This window comes from Pseudomonas sp. GD03862, from assembly GCF_029840855.1.
GTDB lineage: Bacteria > Pseudomonadota > Gammaproteobacteria > Pseudomonadales > Pseudomonadaceae > Aquipseudomonas > Aquipseudomonas alloputida.
This window is the reverse complement of record NZ_JAOCDI010000014.1, coordinates 1-21892: the sequence shown is the minus strand read 5'-3', so window position 1 is coordinate 21892 and position 21892 is coordinate 1. Positions and strand designations below refer to the sequence as shown.

Annotated in this window: 19 protein-coding genes and 1 other RNA gene; 18 read left to right on the top strand and 2 right to left on the bottom strand. The window is 63.1% G+C overall.

The genetic code is table 11. The features are described 5' to 3' along the window. Positions 1 to 34: 34 nt before the first annotated feature. On the bottom strand, positions 35 to 406 hold the full coding sequence (locus N5D53_RS11595) for a YraN family protein (protein ID WP_003251836.1): 372 nt from the start codon (positions 404 to 406) through the stop codon (positions 35 to 37). Continuing rightward, positions 406 to 2223 carry a penicillin-binding protein activator gene (locus N5D53_RS11590; RefSeq protein WP_190870003.1) on the bottom strand — a complete coding sequence of 606 codons (1818 nt, stop codon included), beginning with the start codon at positions 2221 to 2223 and terminating at the stop codon, positions 406 to 408. Before N5D53_RS11590 ends, N5D53_RS11595 begins: the two co-directional genes overlap by 1 nt. 186 nt (positions 2224 to 2409) lie before the next feature. Here N5D53_RS11590 and rsmI point away from each other — a divergent pair, with 186 nt between their 5' ends. The 18 genes from rsmI to lpxC all read left to right on the top strand — a co-directional run bounded on the left by rsmI (position 2410) and on the right by lpxC (position 21849). Next, the gene (gene rsmI, locus N5D53_RS11585) at positions 2410 to 3285 is read left to right on the top strand and encodes a 16S rRNA (cytidine(1402)-2'-O)-methyltransferase (RefSeq protein ID WP_190870004.1); all 876 of its coding nucleotides are present in this window, start codon (positions 2410 to 2412) and stop codon (positions 3283 to 3285) included. A 67-nt stretch (positions 3286 to 3352) separates the two neighbouring features. Continuing rightward, an RNA gene (rnpB, locus tag N5D53_RS11580) (RNase P RNA component class A) lies at positions 3353 to 3728 on the top strand. Positions 3729 to 4036: 308 nt separating this feature from the next. Further along, complete coding sequence (gene mraZ / locus N5D53_RS11575; RefSeq protein ID WP_004575120.1) at positions 4037 to 4492, top strand: division/cell wall cluster transcriptional repressor MraZ; 456 nt, start codon at positions 4037 to 4039, stop codon at positions 4490 to 4492. Between the two features lie 2 nt (positions 4493 to 4494). Beyond that, the gene (gene rsmH / locus N5D53_RS11570; RefSeq protein ID WP_172830962.1) at positions 4495 to 5436 is read left to right on the top strand and encodes a 16S rRNA (cytosine(1402)-N(4))-methyltransferase RsmH; all 942 of its coding nucleotides are present in this window, start codon (positions 4495 to 4497) and stop codon (positions 5434 to 5436) included. Then, complete coding sequence (gene ftsL, locus N5D53_RS11565) at positions 5433 to 5726, top strand: cell division protein FtsL (protein WP_003251845.1); 294 nt, start codon at positions 5433 to 5435, stop codon at positions 5724 to 5726. Before rsmH ends, ftsL begins: the two co-directional genes overlap by 4 nt. Continuing rightward, complete coding sequence (locus tag N5D53_RS11560) at positions 5726 to 7465, top strand: penicillin-binding protein 2 (protein ID WP_279840362.1); 1740 nt, start codon at positions 5726 to 5728, stop codon at positions 7463 to 7465. Before ftsL ends, N5D53_RS11560 begins: the two co-directional genes overlap by 1 nt. After that, positions 7465 to 8952, top strand: a complete 1488-nt coding sequence (locus N5D53_RS11555) for a UDP-N-acetylmuramoyl-L-alanyl-D-glutamate--2,6-diaminopimelate ligase (protein ID WP_190870005.1) — start codon at positions 7465 to 7467, stop codon at positions 8950 to 8952. Before N5D53_RS11560 ends, N5D53_RS11555 begins: the two co-directional genes overlap by 1 nt. Beyond that, positions 8945 to 10312, top strand: coding sequence for a UDP-N-acetylmuramoyl-tripeptide--D-alanyl-D-alanine ligase (gene murF / locus N5D53_RS11550; RefSeq protein ID WP_190870006.1), 1368 nt, complete (start codon positions 8945 to 8947; stop codon positions 10310 to 10312). The genes N5D53_RS11555 and murF overlap by 8 nt, the downstream gene beginning before the upstream one ends. Next, positions 10312 to 11394 (top strand): phospho-N-acetylmuramoyl-pentapeptide-transferase, encoded by a 1083-nt coding sequence (gene mraY, locus N5D53_RS11545; protein WP_003251852.1) that lies wholly within the window; start codon positions 10312 to 10314, stop codon positions 11392 to 11394. The genes murF and mraY overlap by 1 nt, the downstream gene beginning before the upstream one ends. 6 nt (positions 11395 to 11400) lie before the next feature. Beyond that, positions 11401 to 12747, top strand: a complete 1347-nt coding sequence (gene murD, locus N5D53_RS11540) for a UDP-N-acetylmuramoyl-L-alanine--D-glutamate ligase (protein WP_029615326.1) — start codon at positions 11401 to 11403, stop codon at positions 12745 to 12747. Then, on the top strand, positions 12747 to 13958 hold the full coding sequence (gene ftsW, locus N5D53_RS11535; RefSeq protein ID WP_177410040.1) for a putative lipid II flippase FtsW: 1212 nt from the start codon (positions 12747 to 12749) through the stop codon (positions 13956 to 13958). The genes murD and ftsW overlap by 1 nt, the downstream gene beginning before the upstream one ends. Then, positions 13948 to 15027, top strand: a complete 1080-nt coding sequence (gene murG / locus N5D53_RS11530) for an undecaprenyldiphospho-muramoylpentapeptide beta-N-acetylglucosaminyltransferase (RefSeq protein WP_010952454.1) — start codon at positions 13948 to 13950, stop codon at positions 15025 to 15027. The genes ftsW and murG overlap by 11 nt, the downstream gene beginning before the upstream one ends. Continuing rightward, complete coding sequence (gene murC / locus N5D53_RS11525) at positions 15020 to 16468, top strand: UDP-N-acetylmuramate--L-alanine ligase (RefSeq protein WP_010952455.1); 1449 nt, start codon at positions 15020 to 15022, stop codon at positions 16466 to 16468. Before murG ends, murC begins: the two co-directional genes overlap by 8 nt. After that, positions 16465 to 17421, top strand: coding sequence for a D-alanine--D-alanine ligase (locus N5D53_RS11520; RefSeq protein WP_014592278.1), 957 nt, complete (start codon positions 16465 to 16467; stop codon positions 17419 to 17421). Before murC ends, N5D53_RS11520 begins: the two co-directional genes overlap by 4 nt. A 5-nt stretch (positions 17422 to 17426) precedes the next feature. Further along, the gene (locus tag N5D53_RS11515; protein WP_003251865.1) at positions 17427 to 18296 is read left to right on the top strand and encodes a cell division protein FtsQ/DivIB; all 870 of its coding nucleotides are present in this window, start codon (positions 17427 to 17429) and stop codon (positions 18294 to 18296) included. A 14-nt stretch (positions 18297 to 18310) separates the two neighbouring features. Then, on the top strand, positions 18311 to 19573 hold the full coding sequence (ftsA, locus tag N5D53_RS11510; RefSeq protein ID WP_003251867.1) for a cell division protein FtsA: 1263 nt from the start codon (positions 18311 to 18313) through the stop codon (positions 19571 to 19573). Positions 19574 to 19628: 55 nt separating this feature from the next. Beyond that, positions 19629 to 20825 carry a cell division protein FtsZ gene (gene ftsZ / locus N5D53_RS11505; protein WP_003251871.1) on the top strand — a complete coding sequence of 399 codons (1197 nt, stop codon included), beginning with the start codon at positions 19629 to 19631 and terminating at the stop codon, positions 20823 to 20825. 112 nt (positions 20826 to 20937) lie between these two features. After that, a complete protein-coding gene (gene lpxC, locus N5D53_RS11500) occupies positions 20938 to 21849 on the top strand; it encodes a UDP-3-O-acyl-N-acetylglucosamine deacetylase (RefSeq protein WP_003251873.1) in 912 nt (303 codons plus the stop codon). The last annotated feature ends 43 nt before the right edge of the window (positions 21850 to 21892 follow it).

Sequence of the window (21892 nt, the reverse complement as noted above, 5' to 3'; positions counted from 1 at the left end):
CCGCGATACATAGAGCAAAAAAAACGAAGTGGGTTCAGCATTCGAAGGCGTTTTTCAGCCATTGAAGCGGTCTGCCTGCATGGTGGCTACCCTGCAGGGCGACCACGTCGAAGCGGCAGGGGTAGTTGCCCCAGTGGGCCTCCTTTTGCAGAAACAGGCTGGCGGCAAGCACCAACCGTTTCTGCTTGCGCCCGTCGATACTGTCGAGGGCGCCTCCGAAGCCCGCGTGCAACCGGTAGCGGACTTCGACGAATACTACTGTATCGGCGTCGAGCATGACCAGATCAAGCTCACCGCCTTTGCATCGCCAGTTGCGTGCCAGCAACTGCAGCCCTTGCCCCTGAAGGTACTCAAGGGCTTGGGTTTCTGCCGCTTGCCCGGCACGGGTAGGCGATGCTGCGGCCATCAACGCACGGTGTCAGGCAGGCGCTTGACCTGGCCGCCGCTAAACTCGGCCCAAGGCAGCTGGCGTTCGACGCGCTGGTTGGCATTGATGCTCAGGCTGCCCGAAAGGCCAAGGACGCGGTTGTCCGGTAGCGCTTTCAGTTGGCCCAGGCGCGGCGCCAGGCTGTAGGCATCGACGCCCATGGCATACAGGCGGCCGAGGCTGCCAGCGGCTTGCGGCCACTGCTGTACAACCTGTTGACGCAGGCTGTTGCTGGTGTCGAGCAGCCACGGTGTTTCGCAGAAGCGGATGCCGTTCATGTCATTGTACTGGTTGACGTCACCGCTGGCGCTGTACAGGTTCGAGGTGGCATAGACCGGCACGTCACCGGCGTACTGGAAGTTCAGGGTCGGCTTGATCTGTTGCGCCTGTTGTGGGGTCGAGGCGAGGAAGATGAAGTCGATGTCCTGGCGGCGCGACGGTTGTGCAGCGATGCTGCCGCCCACTGTGCTTTGCAGGCTCTTGGCGCGGCCTTCGCTCTGGCGCAGCTGGAACAGGTCGGCAATTTGCTGGGCCAGGGCGACCGGCTGGGCGATGCGCTCGGCGGCGAGCAGGGTTCCGCCATTGCCTTCCCAGTCCTGGCGGAAGGCGGCCAGGACACGGTCACCCCATTCGCCGCTCGGCACCAGGGCAACGGCGCGGACCATGCCATCGGCGCGGGCGCGGCGGGCCACTTCGCGGGCTTCGTCCTCGGCAGCCAGGCCGAACTGGAACAGTTGTGGCGGCGCCTTCTGGCCAGCGTCGGCGTAGTTCAGGGCCAGTGTGGTGATCGGCAGCTGTGGTTTGGCGGCCAGTTGTTTGACCAATGGCTTTTCAAGCGGGCCGATGACCAGTTGCACGCCGGCGGCTTGCGCCTGGCGATAGAAGTCGCCCAGCGAGCCGATGCGTGAGCTGTCGAACACCTGCACCGCAGGCGCTGGCTGGCCGCTTTGCTGGGCCTGGAAGTGGGCGGCCATGAAGCCATCGCGCAGGGCGCGGGCTACACCGGCCAGCGGGCCTTCCTGAGGCAGCAGCAGGGCGATCTTGGTCAGCGGCTGGCTGGCCAGCTCCTTGAGCTTGGTCAGGGCCAGCGGCAGTTGCTGGGCGGCAGGGTGGTCCGGGTGCTGTTTGACCCAGGCTTCGATGGCCGCTTGCTGCTGCTCCAGGGTGCCGGCGCTTTTCACGGCGAAGGCCAGGCTGGTCCAGCCAGCCAGGGTCTGATCGTTGGTTGGCTGCTGCAGTTGCTCTGCAGGCAGCGAGGCGACCAAGGCCCAGATGGCGTCATTGTTGGTGCTGGCGGCCTGGCCGCCAAGCAGCGGGGCCAGGAGAGTGCGCTGCTGTGCGGCAGCCAGGGCCTGGCCGTCGGCTTCGAGCGCGGCGGCGTGCACGCTGTAGGTGCGCACTTGCTGTTCTGTCGGCAGCTCGGCAAGGCGCTGCAGGCTCGGGTGGGCCAGGGCGGTCAGCGCTGCTTTGGGCTGGTTGCGGCTCATGGCCAGTTCCGCCGCGAGGGTGCTGGCGAACACTTGCTGGGCCGGCTTGAGCGTGTCCAGCGGGACCTGCTCGAGAATGCGTGCGGCGCGTGGGAAGTCCTTCTGCTTGTAGGCCAGGTCGGCCGCGCTCAGGCGCAGCAGGGCGGCGTCTTCCGCAGACTTGCTGGAAGCGGCCTTTTCGAGCAGTTGCTCGATGCTGGCATCCGGGGTGCGTGGCAGTTCGCCCAGGCTGGATGAGGGCGAGCTGGCGCAGGCTGCCAGCAGGGCGGCGAGGCAGAGGGCTGTGAGCAGCCGCAGGCAAGCGATCATGTAAAGGTCCTGTTACTCGATCAAGTTGGCCGGCAATTGTACCCAAGCACTGGCCGGGGCGCGATGTTGCTGTGTCGATCCTTCACTATAGGTGGCGTGTTCCTGATCGCCGGCGAAGTTCTTTGCGCCCTGTTGCAGGCGCTCGGGCTACAATGGCGCCTTTGATCCGAATGACAGGTGTGCGCAGTGACTGATGTGGCAGGGGCTTCGAAATCCACGGTGGGGACGCTGTATGTGGTGGCAACCCCCATCGGCAACCTTGACGACATGAGCGCCCGGGCGCTGAAGGTGCTGGCGGACGTGGCGCTGATCGCGGCCGAAGACACCCGTCATTCGATCCGCCTGCTGCAACACTTTGGCATCGATACGCCGTTGGCCGCTTGTCATGAGCACAACGAGCGTGACGAGGGCGGGCGTTTCCTCTCCAAACTGCTGGCGGGTGAAAATGTGGCGCTGGTCTCCGATGCCGGCACGCCTCTGATTTCCGACCCGGGCTATCACCTGGTGCGTCAGGCGCGGGCCGCGGGGGTGAGCGTGGTGCCGGTGCCGGGCGCCTGTGCCTTGATCGCCGCGCTTTCGGCGGCAGGTCTGCCGTCGGATCGCTTCATCTTCGAAGGCTTCCTGCCGGCCAAGCAGGCAGGGCGCCGGGCGCGCCTGGAGCAGGTGAGGGAAGAGCCGCGCACGTTGATCTTCTACGAAGCCCCGCATCGAATCCTGGAATGCCTTGAAGACATGGAGGCGGTATTTGGTGGCGATCGTCCGGCGTTGCTGGCGCGCGAACTGACCAAGACCTTCGAGACCCTGAAGGGCTTGCCGCTGGCCGAGTTGCGCGCCTTCGTAGCCGGCGACAGCAATCAGCAGCGTGGTGAATGCGTGGTGCTGGTCGGCGGCTGGAGTGCGCCGGAGGGCGAGCAGGCCATCAGTGCCGAAGCACAGCGCGTGCTCGATCTGCTATTGGCTGAGTTGCCACTGAAGCGGGCGGCGGCGCTTGCAGCGGAAATTACCGGGGTGCGCAAGAACCTGTTGTATCAACAGGCCCTTGAAAAGCAGAAAGCCGAATAGTGGCAGTTTGATATAAATGCCGTTAGCGCTTGTTCTTGCGCCCGCGTGTCGGTAACCTTGGCGGCGGAGAGTCGATCGGACAGTCGCTGCCTGTTTTTGTTCCGCAACTTTTTGTTGTGTGAGCAGCAGGGGGAGGAAAGTCCGGGCTCCACAGGGCGGAGTGCCAGGTAACGCCTGGGAGGCGTGAGCCTACGGAAAGTGCCACAGAAAATAACCGCCTAAGCACTTCGGTGCCGGTAAGGGTGAAAAGGTGCGGTAAGAGCGCACCGCACGGCTGGCAACAGTTCGTGGCTAGGTAAACCCCACTCGGAGCAAGACCAAATAGGGTTCCATCAGGCGTGGCCCGCGTCGGAACCGGGTAGGTTGCTAGAGGCGTCCAGTGATGGCCGTCGTAGAGGAATGACTGTCCTCGACAAAACCCGGCTTACAGATCGACTCTCCACCTTTCTTTCCCTGCTTGAATCGATAGCAGATCCTCTCTGGTAATACCGAAAAAATCTTACTCTTAATAAATTACTTTAACTTCGAACTCCATTCGCTTGCGTGGGTTTGATTTTTCTCGTGTTTTTTTCTCTCTGGCAGTCCTTCCACATTCCCTTGTTGCGCTAAATCTCGGTCCTGTAAGGCTTTTCCTTATGAACGTGCCTTGACGGTGCTGCGGGCGGATTCCTATAGTGTGCGCAAGTGGCAGAAAGTGGGATGAAGTGGGTTTTCTGACACAAAAAAGCTAACATTGTGGGGAATCACAGCCGTGTTCCGCGGAGCCAACGCCGTCAGCCTCGATGCCAAGGGCCGTCTCGCCATGCCGAGTCGGTACCGTGACGAGCTCGACTCACGTTGCAATGGCCAACTGATCGTGACCATTGACGCCGTAGACCCCTGCTTGTGTGTTTATCCCCTCGATGAGTGGGAACAGATAGAAGCCAAGTTGCGTGCCTTGCCATCGTTGCGTGAGGAAAACCGCCGCCTCCAGCGTTTGCTGATTGGTAATGCGGTTGACCTGGAGCTCGATGGCAGTGGGCGTTTCCTGGTGCCGCCCCGCCTGCGTGAGTACGCCAAGCTCGACAAGAAGGCGATGCTGGTGGGGCAACTGAACAAATTCCAGCTGTGGGATGAAGATGCCTGGAACGCGGTTTCGGCAGCTGACCTTGCAGCTATTCAACAACCGGGCGCCATGCCCGACGAATTGCGTGACCTGATCCTGTGACCATAGATAGCGGCTTCAACCACATTACCGTCCTGCTCGATGAAGCTGTCGAGGCATTGGCCCTGCGCGCCGACGGTTGCTATCTGGACGGTACTTTCGGCCGGGGCGGACACAGCCGTCTGATTCTCAGCAAGCTCGGGCCGCAAGGGCGGCTCTTGGGCTTCGACAAAGATCCACAAGCGATTGCCACGGGGCAAGCGCTGGCGGCCGAAGACGGCCGCTTTGTCATTGTGCAGCGCAGTTTTGCCGAGCTGGGTGCAGAAGTGGCAGCACGCGGCCTGCACGGCAAGGTCAGTGGTGTGTTGCTGGACCTGGGCGTGTCCTCGCCGCAGCTGGATGACCCGGAGCGTGGCTTCAGCTTCCTCAATGATGGCCCGCTGGACATGCGCATGAACCCGGACCAGGGCATCAGTGCCGCTGAGTTCATCGCCACTGCGCCTGTGGAAGAAATCGCCCGCGTCTTCAAGGAGTACGGCGAGGAACGCTTTGCCGGGCGAATGGCGCGTGCAGTGGTCGAGCGTCGTGAGAAGCAGCCCTTCACCCGTACCGCCGACCTGGCGGAGGTGCTCAAAGTGGCCAACCCGGCATGGGAAAAGGGCAAGAACCCGGCTACCCGAGCCTTCCAAGGCCTTCGCATTCACGTCAACAACGAGCTGGGTGACCTGGAGGCTGGCCTTGAGGCTGCGCTCGATGCGCTCGAAGTCGGTGGTCGCCTGGCGGTCATCAGCTTCCACTCGCTGGAAGACCGGATCGTCAAACTGTTCATGCGCAAGCTGGTGAAGGGTGAGGCCGACAACCTGCCGCGTAACCTGCCGGTTCAGCACAAGGCCTTCGAGCCGAAAATCAAGCTGATCGGCAAGGCTCAGTTCGCCTCCGAGGCCGAGCTCAAGGCCAACCCGCGGTCGCGTAGCGCCGTGATGCGCGTGGCGGAGAAGCTGCGGTGAGCAGGCTACTTGCCAAACCCTTGCCAGGCGGAAGCTTCCTGATGCTTTTGCTGTTCGTCGGCGTGCTGGTTTCGGCCATTGCCGTGTCCTACAGTGCGCACTGGAACCGTCAACTGCTCAACACCCTGTACGGTGAATTGAACGAGCGCGACAAGGCTCAAGCCGAATGGGGCCGGCTGATTCTTGAGCAGAGTACCTGGACCGCTGCCAGCCGCATCGAGAGCCTGGCCTCCGAGCAGTTGAAGATGCGCGTGCCGTCAGCTGACGAAGTCCGGATGGTGGCGCCATGATGAAGCTCGAAGGCGCACTCTACCCGTGGCGCTTCCGCGTAGTGATCGGCTTGCTGGCGATCATGGTCGGCGCCATTTGCTGGCGCATCATCGACCTCCAGGTGGTTGACCGTGACTTCCTCAAGGGCCAGGGCGATGCACGCAGCCTGCGTCACATCCCCATCCCGGCGCACCGCGGCTTGATCACCGACCGCAACGGTGAGCCGTTGGCCGTGAGTACCCCGGTCACCACGTTGTGGGCCAACCCCAAAGAGATGCAGGCCTCCAAGGAGCGCTGGCCGCAATTGGCCGCTGCGCTGGGGCAAAACCCGCAGCAGTTGATCGAGCGCCTGACCCAGCAGGCCAACAAAGAGTTCATCTACCTGGTCCGGGGGCTGACCCCCGAGCAGGGCCAGCACGTGCTCGACCTCAAAGTGCCTGGTGTGTACGGACTGGAAGAATTCCGCCGCTTCTATCCGGCCGGTGATGTGACTGCGCACATGGTCGGCTTTACCGACCTCGACGACCACGGTCGTGAAGGGGTGGAGCTGGCCTATGAAGAGTGGCTGGCCGGCGTGCCCGGCAAGCGCCAGGTGATCAAGGACCGGCGCGGTCGGCTGATCAAGGACATTCAGGTAACCAAGAACGCCAAGGCCGGGAAGACCTTGGCGTTGTCGATAGACCTGCGCCTGCAGTACCTGGCTACCCGCGAGTTGCGCAACGCCATTGCCGAGCAGGACGCCAAGGCCGGCAGCCTGGTGATCATGGACGTCAAGACCGGTGAGGTCCTGGCCATGGTCAACCAGCCGACCTACAACCCCAACAACCGCCGTAGCATGTTCCCGGCGGCCATGCGTAACCGGGCGATCATCGACGTGTTCGAGCCGGGCTCCACGGTCAAGCCGATCTCCATGAGTGCGGCGCTGCAGAGCGGCCGCTGGAAGCCGACCGACAAGGTCGAGGTGTACCCCGGCAGCCTGCAGATCGGCCGCTACACCATCAAGGACGTGTCGCGCAGCGAGGGCCCGATACTTGATCTGACCGGCATCCTGATCAACTCCAGTAACGTTGGCATGAGCAAGATCGCCTTCGACATCGGCGGCGAGGCCATCTACCGGGTCATGTCCCAGGTCGGCCTGGGTCAGTACACCGGCCTTGGCTTCCCGGGCGAACGTGTCGGCAACCTGCCCAACCACCGTGAGTGGCGCAAGGCCGAGACCGCCACCCTGTCCTATGGCTACGGCGTATCGGTGACCGCCCTGCAGCTGGTGCATGCCTACGCGGCGCTGGCCAACGACGGCAAGATGGTGCCGCTGTCGATCATCAAGGTCGACAAGACGCCGGAAGCCGTGCAGGCCATTCCGAAGGAAGTCGCCGAAACCGTTCAGGGCATGCTGCAGCAGGTGATCGAAGCGCCGCGTGGCGTCTTCCGAGCCCAGGTGCCGTTCTATCACGTGGCCGGCAAGTCCGGCACCGCGCGTAAGGCCACCGTGGGTGCCAAGGGGTACACCGAAAACGCCTACCGCTCGCTGTTTGCCGGCTTCGGGCCAATGAGTGACCCGCGCTACGCCATCGTCGTGGTCATCGACGAGCCAAGAAAGGGTGGTTACTTCGGTGGCCTGGTTTCGGCGCCTGTATTCAGCAACGTCATGTCCGGCACCCTGCGCCTGATGAACGTGCCGCCAGACAACCTGCCGCCACCGGCACCAGCCGTGCCATCACAAGTCAATGCAGCAGCCGCCAAGGGAGGGCGTGGATGATGACAATGCCATTAAGCAAACTTTTCGCCCATGCCAGCCGTGATCCGTTGATTCGTGAGCTGACCCTGGACAGCCGTAGTGTGCGCCCGGGTGACTTGTTCCTGGCGGTGCCGGGTGCCAAGGTCGATGGCCGTGAGCATATCGCCGATGCCCTGGCCCGTGGTGCTGCTGCCGTGGCCTATGAAGAGCAGGGCGCCAACGTGCTGCCGCTGACCGATGTGCCCCTGATTCCGGTCAAAGGCCTGATCGCTCAGCTGTCAGATATCGCCGGGCGCTTCTACGGTGAACCGAGCCGCCAGTTGAATCTGGTCGGCGTGACCGGCACCAACGGCAAGACAAGTGTTACCCAACTGGTCGCCCAGGCGCTCGACCTGCTTGGCCAGCGCTGCGGCCTGATTGGCACCCTGGGTACCGGTTTCTACGGCGAGTTGCAGAGCGGCCGCCTGACCACGCCGGACCCGATTGCCGTGCAATCGACCCTCAACGACCTCAAGAAAGGCGGCGCCAAGGCCGTGGCCATGGAAGTGTCTTCCCATGCCCTGGAGCAAGGCCGGGTTGCCGCACTGGAATTCGACATCGCGGTGATGACCAACCTGTCCCGCGACCACCTCGACTATCACGGCAGCATGGAAGCCTATGAGGCCGCCAAGGCCAAGCTGTTCGCCTGGCCGAGCCTGCGTTGCCAGGTGGTCAACCTGGATGACGACTTTGGTCGTCGTCTGGCGGCCGACTTCGCGCGTCGCCCGAGTGTCGACCATATCGAAACCCGGCTGCTGAGCTACAGCCTGGAAAACCCTGAAGCCTCGCTGTTCTGCCGCGAAGCCGTATTCAGTGACGATGGCGTGCGCGCCACCCTCGTCACCGCCCAAGGTGAGCGTATCTTGCGCAGCCAACTGCTGGGCCGCTTCAACCTGAGCAACATGCTTGCCGCTGTGGCGACCCTGCTGGCGCTGGACTATGCGCTGGACGAGATCCTCAGGGTCACGCCGCAACTGCAGGGGCCGGTAGGCCGCATGCAGCGCCTGGGTGGCGGCGACAAGCCGCTGGTGGTGGTCGACTACGCGCACACGCCGGATGCACTTGAAAAAGTACTCGAGGCCCTGCGCCCGCACGCTCACGGCAAGCTGTTGTGCCTGTTCGGCTGCGGCGGTGACCGTGATCGCGGCAAGCGCCCGCTGATGGCCGAAGTGGCCGAGCGCCTGGCTGACCGCGTACTGGTCACCGACGACAACCCGCGTACTGAAGATCCGTTGCGCATCTTCGATGATATCCGCCCCGGTTTCACCAGGCCTGACGACGTCGAGTTCGTCGCCGGCCGTGGCGAAGCCATCGCGCACCTGATTGCCACCGCTGCTGCCAACGATGTGATCGTGCTGGCCGGCAAGGGGCACGAGGATTACCAGGAGATCAATGGCGAGCGCCATGATTTCTCCGATTTGACCGAAGCCGAAAAGGCACTTGCAGCCTGGGAGGCTCCACATGCTTAAGCCGCTGTCACTCAGCCAGCTGACCACAGCACTGAAGGGTCAACACATCGGTGACGACGCCACGTTCACCGGCGTCAGCATCGATAGCCGCAGTGTCAGCGCCGGGCAACTTTTCGTCGCCCTGGCCGGCCCGCGTTTCGATGGCCATGACTACCTGGCAGACGTGAAAGCCAAAGGCGCAGTAGCCGCCCTGGTCGAGCGTGAAGTAGCCGATGTCGACCTGCCGCAGTTGCAGGTGGCCGATTGCCGCCTGGCCCTCGGCCAGCTCGGTGCATTGAACCGCGCCGCTTTCGACAAGCCTGTAGTGGCCATTACCGGTTCCAGCGGCAAGACCACGGTCAAGGAAATGCTCGCCAGCATCCTGCGTACCCGTGGCCTGGTGCACGCCACCCGCGGCAACTTGAACAATGACCTCGGTGCACCGCTGACACTGCTGGAGATCGCACCGGAGCACAGCGCGGCAGTGATCGAGCTGGGCGCCTCGCGCATTGGCGAAATCCGCTACACCGTAGGCCTGACGCAACCGCAGGTTGTCATCATCAACAACGCCGGTACTGCCCACGTTGGTGAATTCGGCGGCCCGGACAAGATCGTCGAAGCCAAGGGCGAGATTCTCGAAGGCCTGGGCCAGGGCGGTATTGCCATCCTCAACCTGGACGACAAAGCCTTTGACATCTGGAAGGTGCGTGCCGGTGCGCACAAGGTCGTCAGTTTCGCACGCAGCAACCCGAAGGCCGATTTCCACGCGTCAGACATTGGTCGCGATGCCCGTGGCTGCCCGTCCTTCACCCTGCATGGCGCCGGTGAAACGGTAGCCGTGCAACTCAATGTGCTGGGTGAACACAACGTCAGCAATGCCCTGGCCGCCGCCGCCGCTGCACATGCCGTTGGTCTGAGCCTGAGCGGCATCGCCGCCGGCCTGGCGGCGGTGCAGCCGGTCAAGGGGCGCACCGTGGCGCAGATCGCGCCGAACGGGGTACGGGTAATCGACGACAGTTACAACGCAAATCCCACCTCTATGTGCGCAGCCATTGATATACTCGCCGGCTTTTCCGGACGCACCGTTCTGGTGCTTGGGGATATCGGCGAATTGGGGCAATGGGCGGAAGAAGGCCACCGTCAGGTGGGTGACTACGCGCGTGGCAAGGTCGACGCCCTGTACGCAGTGGGTTCCAACATGACACATGCGGTCAAGGCGTTCGGCGCCAATGGCCGCCATTTCGCTACTCAAGCTGAGCTGATCGATGCGGTTAGCGCCGAGAATGCCAGTGACACCACTATCTTGATCAAGGGCTCGCGCAGCGCTGCGATGGAAAACGTCGTGGCGGCATTGTGCGGTGCCAGCGGGGAGAAACATTAATGCTGCTGCTGTTGGCCGAGTATCTGCAACAGTTCCACAAAGGCTTCGCGGTCTTTCAGTACCTGTCCCTGCGCGGGATTCTTGGTGTACTGACCGCGTTGTCCCTGGCGCTGTGGCTGGGCCCCTGGATGATCCGTACCCTGCAAATTCGCCAGATCGGCCAGGCCGTGCGTAACGACGGCCCGCAATCGCACCTGTCCAAGTCCGGCACCCCGACCATGGGTGGGGCGCTGATCCTGTCGGCTATCGCCGTCAGCACCTTGCTGTGGGCCGACCTGAGCAACCGCTATGTATGGGTTGTGCTGATCGTCACCCTGGCGTTCGGTGCCATCGGCTGGGTCGATGACTACCGCAAGGTGATCGAAAAGAACTCGCGTGGCCTTCCGAGCCGCTGGAAGTACTTCTGGCAGTCGGTGTTCGGCCTGGCGGCGGCGGTGTTCCTGTACAAGACGGCGCCCACCAGCGTCGAGACCACGCTGATCCTGCCGTTCATCAAGGATGTCACCATTCCGCTGGGCGTCGGCTTCGTCGTACTGACCTACTTCGTCATTGTCGGCTCGAGCAACGCGGTCAACCTCACCGATGGCCTTGACGGCCTGGCAATCATGCCGACGGTGATGGTCGGCGGCGCGCTGGGCATCTTCTGCTACCTGTCGGGTAACGTGAAGTTCGCCGAATACCTGCTGATCCCCTACGTGCCGGGCTCGGGCGAGCTGATCGTGTTCTGCGGCGCGCTGATCGGTGCCGGCCTGGGCTTCCTGTGGTTCAACACTTACCCGGCGCAAGTGTTCATGGGCGACGTCGGCGCGCTGGCACTGGGCGCCGCGCTTGGCACCATCGCCGTCATCGTGCGCCAGGAAATCGTGCTGTTCATCATGGGCGGCATCTTCGTGGTGGAAACCCTGTCGGTGGTGATCCAGGTCGCCTCCTTCAAGCTGACCGGCAAGCGCGTGTTCCGCATGGCGCCGATTCATCACCACTTTGAACTCAAGGGCTGGCCAGAGCCCCGGGTGATCGTCCGATTCTGGATCATCACCGTGATCCTGGTACTGATTGGCCTTGCAACCCTGAAACTGAGGTAGATGAGCGTGTCTTTGATCGCTTCCGACCAATTCCGCATCGTTGTCGGCCTCGGCAAGAGCGGCATGTCCCTGGTTCGCTTCCTGGCGAGCCGGGGCATTGCCTTTGCGGTCGCCGATACCCGCGAGCAACCGCCGGAACTGGAAACCCTGCGCCGTGATTACCCGCAGGTGGAAGTGCGCTGTGGTGAACTGGACGTGGACTTCCTGTGCCGCGCCAACGAGCTGTACGTGAGCCCCGGTCTGGCCTTGGCCACGCCGGCCTTGCAGCAGGCTGCCGCGCGTGGCGTGAAGCTGTCTGGCGACATAGAGCTGTTTGCTCGCCATGCCAAGGCGCCGATCGTTGCCATCAGTGGTTCCAACGCCAAGAGCACCGTCACGACGCTGGTCGGTGAAATGGCCGCCAAGGCCGGCAAACGCGTGGCCGTGGGCGGTAACCTCGGTACCCCGGCCCTCGACCTGCTGGCCGATGACATCGAGCTGTACGTGCTGGAGCTTTCCAGCTTCCAGCTGGAAACCACTGACCAGCTCAACGCCGAAGTGGCGACCGTTCTGAACATCAGCGAAGACCACATGGACCGCTATAGCGGCCTTCCGGCCTACCACCTGGCCAAGCACCGGATTTTCCGCGGTGCCCGCCAGGTGGTGGTCAACCGCCAGGACGCCCTGAGCCGGCCGCTGCCGGTGGAAGGCCGTCCATGCTGGACCTTCGGCCTCAACCCGCCCGACTTCAAAGCGTTTGGCCTGCGTGAAGTGGACGGTGAGAAATACCTGGCGTTCGAGTTCCAGACGCTGATGCCGGCGCGCGAACTGAAGGTTCGCGGTGCTCACAACCAGAGTAACGCCCTGGCGGCGCTGGCCCTGGGGCATGCTGCAGGCCTGCCGTTCGAGCCCATGCTCGAGGCCCTGCGCGAATTCGGTGGCCTGGCCCACCGGTGCCAGTGGGTACGCGAGCGTAATGGCGTGAACTGGTACGACGATTCCAAGGCCACCAACGTCGGTGCAGCCCTGGCCGCCATCGAAGGCCTGGGCGCCGATATCGAAGGCAAGTTGGTGCTGATCGCCGGTGGTGACGGCAAAGGTGCTGAATTCACTGCGCTGCGCGAGCCGGTCAAGCGTTTCTGCCGCGCCGTGGTATTGCTTGGCCGTGATGCCGAGCGCCTGGCCGAGGCCTTGGGCGATGCCGTGCCACTGGTTCGGGTCAAGACCCTTGACGATGCCGTACAGCAGTGTGCCGAGCTGGCCCAGGCCGGCGATGCCGTGCTGCTGTCGCCAGCATGCGCCAGCCTCGACATGTTCAAGAACTTCGAGGAACGGGGACGCCTGTTCGCCCAGGCAGCGGGAGGTCTTGCATGATCTTCGGCATCTTCAAACCCTACCCGTCGCCGCTGATCAGCGGCCGTGGCATCGACCTGGACTTCCCGATGCTGGCCGGTTGCCTGGCCTTGCTGGGCCTGGGCCTGGTGATGATCACTTCGGCCTCCTCGGAAGTGGCTGCGGTACAGTCCGGCAACCCGCTGTATCACATGTTCCGCCACCTGGTGTACGTGTTCCTTGGCCTGGTGGCCTGCGGGGCAACCATCCTGGTGCCGATCGCCACTTGGCAGCGCATGGGCTTCATGATGCTGCTTGGCGCCTTCGGCTTGCTGGTACTGGTGCTGGTGCCGGGTATCGGCCGTGAGGTCAACGGCTCCATGCGCTGGATCGGTTTCAGCTTCTTCAACGTGCAGCCTTCGGAAATCGCCAAGGTGTTCGTGGTCATCTACCTGGCCGGCTACCTGGTACGCCGACAGACCGAGGTGCGCGAAACCTGGATGGGCTTCTTCAAGCCGTTCATCGTGCTGCTGCCCATGGCCGCCTTGCTGCTGATGGAACCGGACTTCGGCGCCACGGTGGTGATGATGGGCGCGGCGGCGGCCATGTTGTTTTTAGGAGGGGTGGGGCTGTTCCGCTTCAGCCTGATGGTGGTGCTGGCGGTGCTGGCGGTATTTGTCCTGGTGCAGGCGCAGCCCTACCGGATGGCGCGCCTTATTACCTTCACCGACCCCTGGGCCGATCAGTTCGGCTCGGGCTACCAGCTGACCCAGGCACTGATCGCCTTCGGCCGTGGCGAGTGGCTGGGCGTTGGCCTGGGCAACAGCGTGCAGAAGCAGTTCTACCTGCCTGAAGCGCACACCGACTTCGTGTTCTCGGTACTGGCGGAAGAACTGGGCGTGGTCGGCTCGCTGCTGACCGTCGCGCTGTTCGTGTTTGTCACCGTGCGCGCCCTGTACATCGGCCTGTGGGCCGAAAAAGCCAAACAGTTCTTTGCCGCCTACATGGCGTTCGGCCTGGCTTTCCTGTGGATTGGCCAGTTCCTGATCAACATCGGTGTGAACGTCGGCCTGCTGCCGACCAAGGGCCTGACCCTGCCGTTTCTCAGTTACGGGGGGAGCTCGCTGGTGATCTGCTGCGCCTGCGTGGGCCTGTTGCTGCGCATCGAGTGGGAAAGCCGCACGCACCTGGGCAGTGAGGAGCACGAATTCAGCGAAAGCGATTTTGCCGAGGAGACCAGTCATGGCCGCTGAAGGCAAAAATGTGTTGATCATGGCCGGCGGCACCGGGGGGCACGTATTCCCGGCGCTGGCCTGCGCCCGTGAGTTCCAGGCGCGCGGTTACAGCGTGCACTGGCTGGGCACCCCGCGTGGCATCGAGAACGAGCTGGTGCCGCAGGCGGGTTTGCCATTGCATCTGATTCAGGTCAGCGGCTTGCGCGGCAAGGGCAAGCTGTCGTTGCTCAAGGCGCCTTTCACCTTGGTCAAGGCCGTACTGCAGGCACGGCGCATCATTCGCCAGCTCAAGCCCGTATGTGTCCTGGGCTTTGGCGGCTATGTGACCGGCCCCGGCGGCGTGGCCGCGCGGCTGTGCGGCGTGCCACTGGTGATCCATGAGCAGAACGCCAGGGCCGGTACCGCCAATCGGTTGCTGGTGCCACTCTCGGCCCGGGTCTGCGAAGCTTTCCCGAACACCTTCGAGGCCAGCGACAAACGTCGCACCACCGGCAACCCGGTGCGTCCGGAGCTCTTCATGGACGCGCAACGCACGCCTTTGGGCGAGCGCCGCGCACGCCTGTTGGTGCTGGGGGGCAGCCTGGGTGCGGAACCATTGAACAAATTGTTGCCTAAGGCCCTGTCCGAGGTGCCCGCGGCGCTGCGGCCAGAGGTGTTCCACCAGGCCGGCAAGCAGCACGCACCGATTACCGCCGAGCGTTATCACGAGGCGGGCGTCGCGGCTCAGGTAGAGCCTTTCATCAAAGACATGGCCCAGGCTTATGGCTGGGCCGACCTGGTGGTGTGCCGGGCCGGTGCCTTGACTGTCAGCGAACTGGCAGCAGCAGGCCTGCCTTCGATGCTGGTGCCTTTGCCCCACGCGATCGACGATCACCAGACCCACAACGCCCAATATCTGGCCCGCGAAGGCGCTGCCTTCCTGATGCCACAAGCGACAACTGGCGCAGCGCAACTCGCTGAACGCCTGAACGAGGTGCTGATGCAACCCGAGAAACTCAACGTCATGGCTGGCACCGCACGGCGCCTGGCCAAACCTGCTGCAACCAGCACCGTGGTCGATATCTGCCTGGAGGTGGCCCATGGTTGAGAGCCAGAAAGCCATGCCCCAGCCGAAGATGGGCCGTATTCGCCGCATTCATTTCGTCGGCATCGGCGGCGTGGGCATGTGCGGTATTGCCGAAGTGTTGCTGAACCTGGGCTATGAAGTGTCCGGTTCGGACCTTAAAGCTTCGCCGGTCACCGAACGCCTGGAGTCCTTCGGCGCTGAGATCTTCGTCGGCCACCGCGCCGAGAACGCCGCCACCGCCGATGTGCTGGTGGTATCCAGCGCCATCAACCCGGCCAACCCGGAAGTTGCCACCGCACTGGAGCGGCGCATTCCGGTGGTGCCGCGTGCCGAGATGCTCGCCGAGCTGATGCGTTACCGCCATGGCGTGGCCGTTGCCGGTACTCACGGCAAGACCACCACGACCAGCCTGCTGGCTTCAGTGTTCGCCGCCGGTGGCCTGGACCCGACCTTCGTCATCGGTGGCCGCCTTACCGCTGCCGGCACCAATGCGCAGCTGGGCACCAGCCGCTACCTGATCGCTGAAGCAGACGAAAGCGATGCCAGCTTCCTGCACCTGCAGCCGATGGTGGCGGTTGTCACCAACATCGATGCCGACCACATGGCGACCTACGAAGGTGACTTCAACAAGCTGAAGAAAACCTTTGTCGAGTTCCTGCACAACCTGCCGTTCTATGGGCTGGCGGTGATGTGCCTGGACGACCCGGTGGTTCGCGAGATCCTGCCGCAGGTGAAGCGCCCGACCGTGACCTACGGCTTCAGTGAAGAGGCCGACATCCGCGCCATCAATGTGCGTCAGCAGGGCATGCAGACCCACTTCACCGTGCTGCGCCGTGACCGCGAGCCGTTGGAGGTTTCGGTGAACATGCCCGGCAACCACAATGTGCTCAACGCCCTGGCTACCATCGCCATCGCCACTGACGAAGGCATTACTGACGAGGCCATCGTCCAGGGCCTGTCCGGCTTCCAGGGTGTCGGTCGTCGCTTCCAGGTATACGGCGAGCTGCCGGTCGAAGGCGGCAGTGTGATGTTGGTCGACGACTACGGTCATCACCCGACCGAAGTGGCGGCGGTGATCAAGGCTGTGCGCGGTGGCTGGCCAAGCCGCCGCCTGGTGATCGTCTACCAGCCGCACCGCTACAGCCGCACCCGCGACCTGTACGACGATTTCGTCCAGGTACTGGGCGATGCCAACGTGCTGCTGCTGATGGAGGTCTACCCGGCCGGCGAAGAGCCGATCCCCGGTGCCGACAGCCGTCAGCTGTGCCACAGCATCCGCCAGCGCGGCAAGCTGGACCCGATCTACATCGAGCGCGGCGCCGAACTGGCACCGCTGGTCAAGCCACTGCTGCGCGCTGGCGACATCCTGCTCTGCCAGGGTGCCGGTGATGTCGGCGGCCTGGCTCCCCAGTTGATGAAAAGCCCGCTGTTCGCAGGCGCCAAGCAGGAGAAGTCGAAATGACCAGCGCCTACGACAAGCTGCACTCGACCCTGGACGTCAAGGCGTTCGGTCGCGTCGCCGTGCTGTACGGTGGCAAGAGCGCCGAGCGTGAAGTGTCGCTGAAATCCGGCGCCGCAGTGATCGATGCGCTGAGCACTGCCGGCGTCGACGTGGTTGCCATCGACGTCGGTGACGACCTGCTCGCACGCCTGCAGAGCGAGAAGATTGACCGCGCCTTCATCATCCTCCACGGCCGTGGCGGTGAAGACGGGAGCATGCAAGGTTTGCTGGAGTGCCTGGGCATCCCCTACACCGGCAGCGGCATCCTGGCTTCGGCGCTGGCGATGGACAAGCTGCGCACCAAGCAGGTGTGGCAGAGCCTGGGCATTCCCACGCCACGCCACGCGGTGCTGGCGAGCGAAAGCGATTGTTTGCAGGCCAGTACGGAACTGGGCTTCCCGCTTATCGTCAAACCCGCCCATGAAGGCTCTAGCATCGGCATGGCCAAGGTGAACAGCGCCCAGGAACTGGTCGCCGCCTGGCAGGACGCCGCCAAATACGATTCCCAGGTACTGGTGGAGCAGTGGATCCACGGCCCGGAGTTCACCATCGCGGTACTGCGCGGCCAGGTGCTGCCGCCGATCGCCCTGGGTACGCCGCACGTGTTCTACGACTACGACGCCAAGTACATCGCCAACGATACCCAGTACCGCATCCCGTGCGGGCTGGATAGCGTCAAGGAACAGGAACTGATCGACCTGACCGCGCGCGCCTGCGATGCCATTGGCATCGAAGGCTGGGGGCGGCTGGACGTGATGCAGGACGAGCAGGGCCGGTTCTGGCTGCTCGAAGTCAACACCGCACCAGGCATGACAGATCATAGCCTGGTGCCCATGGCGGCCCGCGCGGCTGGCCTGGACTTCCAGCAACTGGTGCTGGCAATCCTGGCCGAAAGCGTGGCGACGCGAGGTTAATAACCATGCAAGGCGCGATGATACGTCAGCAGCAACCCGTTACCGGCCGTAGCAAGCCGGTGCCGCGTGGTGCCAGCCGGCTGGTGGCCGACGAGCCCGTATCGGCGCGCCTGCCCCGGCCAAGCCTGGGCGGCCTCAAGCGCTTGCTGTGGCCGGTGTTGCTGGTGGCGGCCGGCTTTGGTGCCTACGAGGGCGCCATTCGCCTGATGCCGTACGCCGACCGCCCGATCACCAAGATCGATGTGCAGGGCGACCTCAGCTACATCAGTCAGCAATCGGTGCAGCAGCGTATCGCGCCCTACGTGGCGGCGAGCTTCTTCAGCGTCGACCTGCCGGCGATGCGCGCCGAGCTCGAGCAGATGCCGTGGATCGCCCACGCCGAAGTGCGCCGGGTGTGGCCCGACGAGGTGGTGATCCGCCTTGAAGAGCAGCTGCCGGTGGCACGCTGGGGGGACGCAGCCCTGCTCAACAACCAGGGTCAGGCTTTCACCCCGCGCGAGCTGGCCAACTATGAGCACCTGCCGCAGCTGGCCGGGCCGCAGCGTGCTCAGCAACAAGTCATGCAGCAGTATCAGGTATTGAGCCAGATGCTGCGCCCCTTGGGCTTTTCCATCGCTCGCCTGGAGCTGCGCGAGCGAGGCAGCTGGTTCCTGACCACCGGTGCGAGCAGTGCCGGGCCAGGCATCGAGTTGCTGCTGGGGCGCGATCATCTGGTGGAGAAGATGCGCCGTTTCATTGCCATTTACGACAAGACACTCAAAGACCAGATCACCACTATCGCCCGCATTGATCTGCGTTATTCCAACGGACTTGCCGTTGGTTGGCGGGAACCGATTGCACCGACGACGGCCCAACCCGCCGTTGCGAAGAATTAGAGAGAGGCAGGACCATGGCAAACGCGCATAGCGGCAAAATGATCGTCGGGCTGGACATTGGCACCTCCAAGGTGGTGGCGCTGGTGGGCGAAGTGGGCGAAGACGGCACCCTGGAAATCGTCGGGATCGGCACCCATCCGTCCCGTGGCCTGAAAAAAGGCGTGGTGGTGAACATCGAGTCCACCGTGCAGTCGATCCAGCGCGCCGTGGAAGAGGCGCAGCTGATGGCCGGCTGCCGTATCCACTCGGCGTTCGTCGGTGTGGCCGGTAACCACATCCGCAGCCTGAACTCTCATGGCATCGTCGCCATCCGTGACCGCGAAGTCAGCCTGGCCGACCTGGAGCGCGTACTCGACGCCGCCCAGGCCGTGGCGATTCCGGCCGACCAGCGCGTGCTGCACACCTTGCCGCAGGACTACGTGATCGACAACCAGGAAGGCGTGCGCGAGCCGCTGGGCATGTCTGGCGTGCGCCTGGAAGCCAAGGTTCACGTGGTCACTTGCGCAGTCAACGCCGCCCAGAACATCGAGAAGTGTGTGCGCCGCTGCGGCCTGGAAATCGACGACATCATCCTCGAGCAGCTGGCTTCGGCCTACTCGGTGCTGACCGATGATGAAAAAGAACTGGGCGTGTGCCTGGTGGACATCGGTGGCGGCACCACCGACATCGCCATCTTCACCGAGGGTGCCATCCGCCACACGGCGGTCATCCCGATTGCTGGCGACCAGGTGACCAACGACATCGCCATGGCCCTGCGTACCCCGACCCAGTACGCCGAAGAAATCAAGATCCGCTACGCCTGTGCCCTGGCCAAACTGGCTGGCGCTGGCGAGACCATCAAGGTGCCGAGCGTGGGCGATCGCCCACCGCGCGAGCTGTCGCGCCAGGCCCTGGCCGAGGTGGTGGAGCCACGTTACGACGAGCTCTTCACCCTGATCCAGGCCGAACTGCGCCGCAGTGGCTACGAAGACCTGGTGCCCGCCGGCATCGTCCTCACCGGCGGCACCGCGAAGATGGAAGGCGCCGTCGAACTGGCCGAGGAAATTTTCCACATGCCGGTACGCCTGGGCGTGCCGCACAGCGTTCGGGGGCTGAGCGACGTGGTGCGCAACCCGATCTATTCCACTGGTGTGGGCTTGCTCACCTACGGCCTGCTGAAGCAGTCCGAGGACTTGGCCCTGACCGGTAACAGCAACAGCAGCAGCAACAGCTATGGCGATGAACCGAAGGCCCCAGTGCTTGAACGCTTCAAGAAGTGGGTCCAGGGCAACTTCTAAGTTTCAAAGCAGTAGTGGTAGGCGCAACAACTAGAGAACTGTAAGGAGAGGGAAAATGTTCGAGCTCGTAGACAACGTCCCGCAAAGTCCGGTCATTAAAGTGATCGGCGTTGGTGGTGGTGGCGGCAACGCCGTCAATCACATGGTCAAGAGCAGCATCGAAGGCGTGGAATTCATCTGCGCCAACACCGATGCCCAGGCGCTGAAAAACATTGGCGCGCGCACCATCCTGCAATTGGGCACTGGCGTGACCAAAGGCCTGGGTGCCGGTGCCAATCCGGAAGTCGGCCGTCAGGCCGCGCTGGAAGACCGTGAGCGCATCGCTGAAGTGCTGCAGGGCACCAACATGGTGTTCATCACCACTGGCATGGGCGGCGGTACCGGTACCGGTGCAGCGCCAATCATTGCCGAAGTGGCCAAGGAAATGGGTATCCTCACCGTCGCAGTGGTGACCCGTCCGTTCCCGTTCGAAGGCCGCAAGCGCATGCAGATCGCCGATGAAGGCATCCGCATGCTGGCTGAAAGCGTCGACTCGTTGATCACCATCCCCAACGAGAAGCTGCTGACCATCCTGGGCAAGGATGCCAGCCTGCTGTCCGCCTTCGCCAAGGCTGACGATGTACTGGCCGGTGCCGTACGCGGTATCTCCGACATCATCAAGCGCCCAGGCATGATCAACGTCGACTTCGCCGACGTGCGTACCGTGATGGGTGAAATGGGCATGGCCATGATGGGTACTGGCTGCGCCAGCGGCCCGAACCGTGCACGCGAAGCCACCGAGGCAGCTATCCGTAACCCGCTGCTGGAAGACGTCAACCTGCAGGGCGCCCGCGGTATCCTGGTGAACATCACCGCAGGCCCGGACCTGTCGCTGGGTGAGTACTCCGACGTAGGTAGCATCATCGAAGCCTTCGCCTCCGACCACGCGATGGTCAAGGTCGGCACCGTGATCGACCCGGACATGCGTGACGAACTGCACGTGACCGTGGTGGCCACTGGTCTGGGCGCACGCATCGAGAAGCCTGTGAAGGTGGTCGACAATACCCTGCAGACTGCCCAGCAGGCGTACGAAGCGTCCAATCCTGCGCCGGTGCGCCAGGAGCAGCCAGCGGTCAACTACCGTGACCTGGAGCGCCCGACCGTCATGCGCAACCAGGCGCATGCAGGTGCTGCCGCAGCCGCTAAACTGAACCCTCAGGATGACCTGGACTACCTCGATATCCCGGCATTCCTGCGTCGTCAGGCTGATTAATGGAATTTATCAGGGGTATAAAGGTGATTGGTATTCATCAAAGGTTGGGTCTGTTATCATCCCCAGCCTTTGTTGATACCTGTTCGCAATTTGCGCTGAAGCGGCCAATGCCATGATTAAACAACGCACCCTGAAGAATACCATCCGTGCCACAGGTGTCGGTCTGCACTCCGGGGAGAAGGTTTACCTGACCCTCAAGCCTGCACCTGTTGACACCGGCATCGTCTTCCGCCGCGCCGACCTCGACCCTGTGGTCGAGATCCCTGCGCGTGCGGCCAACGTCGGCGAGACAACCATGTCGACGACGCTGGTCAACGGTGACGTCAAGGTCGATACGGTCGAGCACCTGCTCTCCGCCATGGCGGGTCTGGGCATCGATAACGCCTACGTCGAGCTCTCCGCCTCGGAAGTGCCGATCATGGATGGCAGCGCCGGTCCTTTTGTATTCCTGATTCAGTCTGCCGGCCTGGAAGAACAGGACGCAGCCAAGAAGTTCATCCGCATCCTGCGTGAGGTAACCGTGGAAGAGGGCGACAAGCGCGCCACGTTCCTGCCTTTCGAAGGTTTCAAGGTGAGCTTCGAGATCGATTTCGATCACCCGGTGCTTCGCAACCGGACCCAGAGCGCCAGCGTCGACTTTTCCAGCACGTCGTTCGTGAAAGAAGTCAGCCGCGCGCGTACTTTTGGTTTCATGCGTGACATCGAGTACCTGCGCAAGCACAACCTTGCGTTGGGTGGCAGTGTCGAGAACGCCATCGTGGTCGATGAGGACGGCGTGCTGAACGAAGACGGCCTTCGTTACGAAGACGAATTCGTCAAGCACAAGATCCTCGACGCCATCGGCGATCTGTACCTGCTGGGCAACAGCCTGATCGGCGAGTTCAAGGGCTTCAAGTCCGGCCACGCGCTGAACAACCAGCTGTTGCGCAAGCTGATTGCTGAAACCGATGCCTGGGAAGTGGTCACTTTCGAAGATGCCAGTACGGCACCGATCTCGTACATGCGCCCTGTTGCGGCCGTGTAAGTTCGAACACTCTCTAGTTCATTAAGGCCACCTTCGGGTGGCC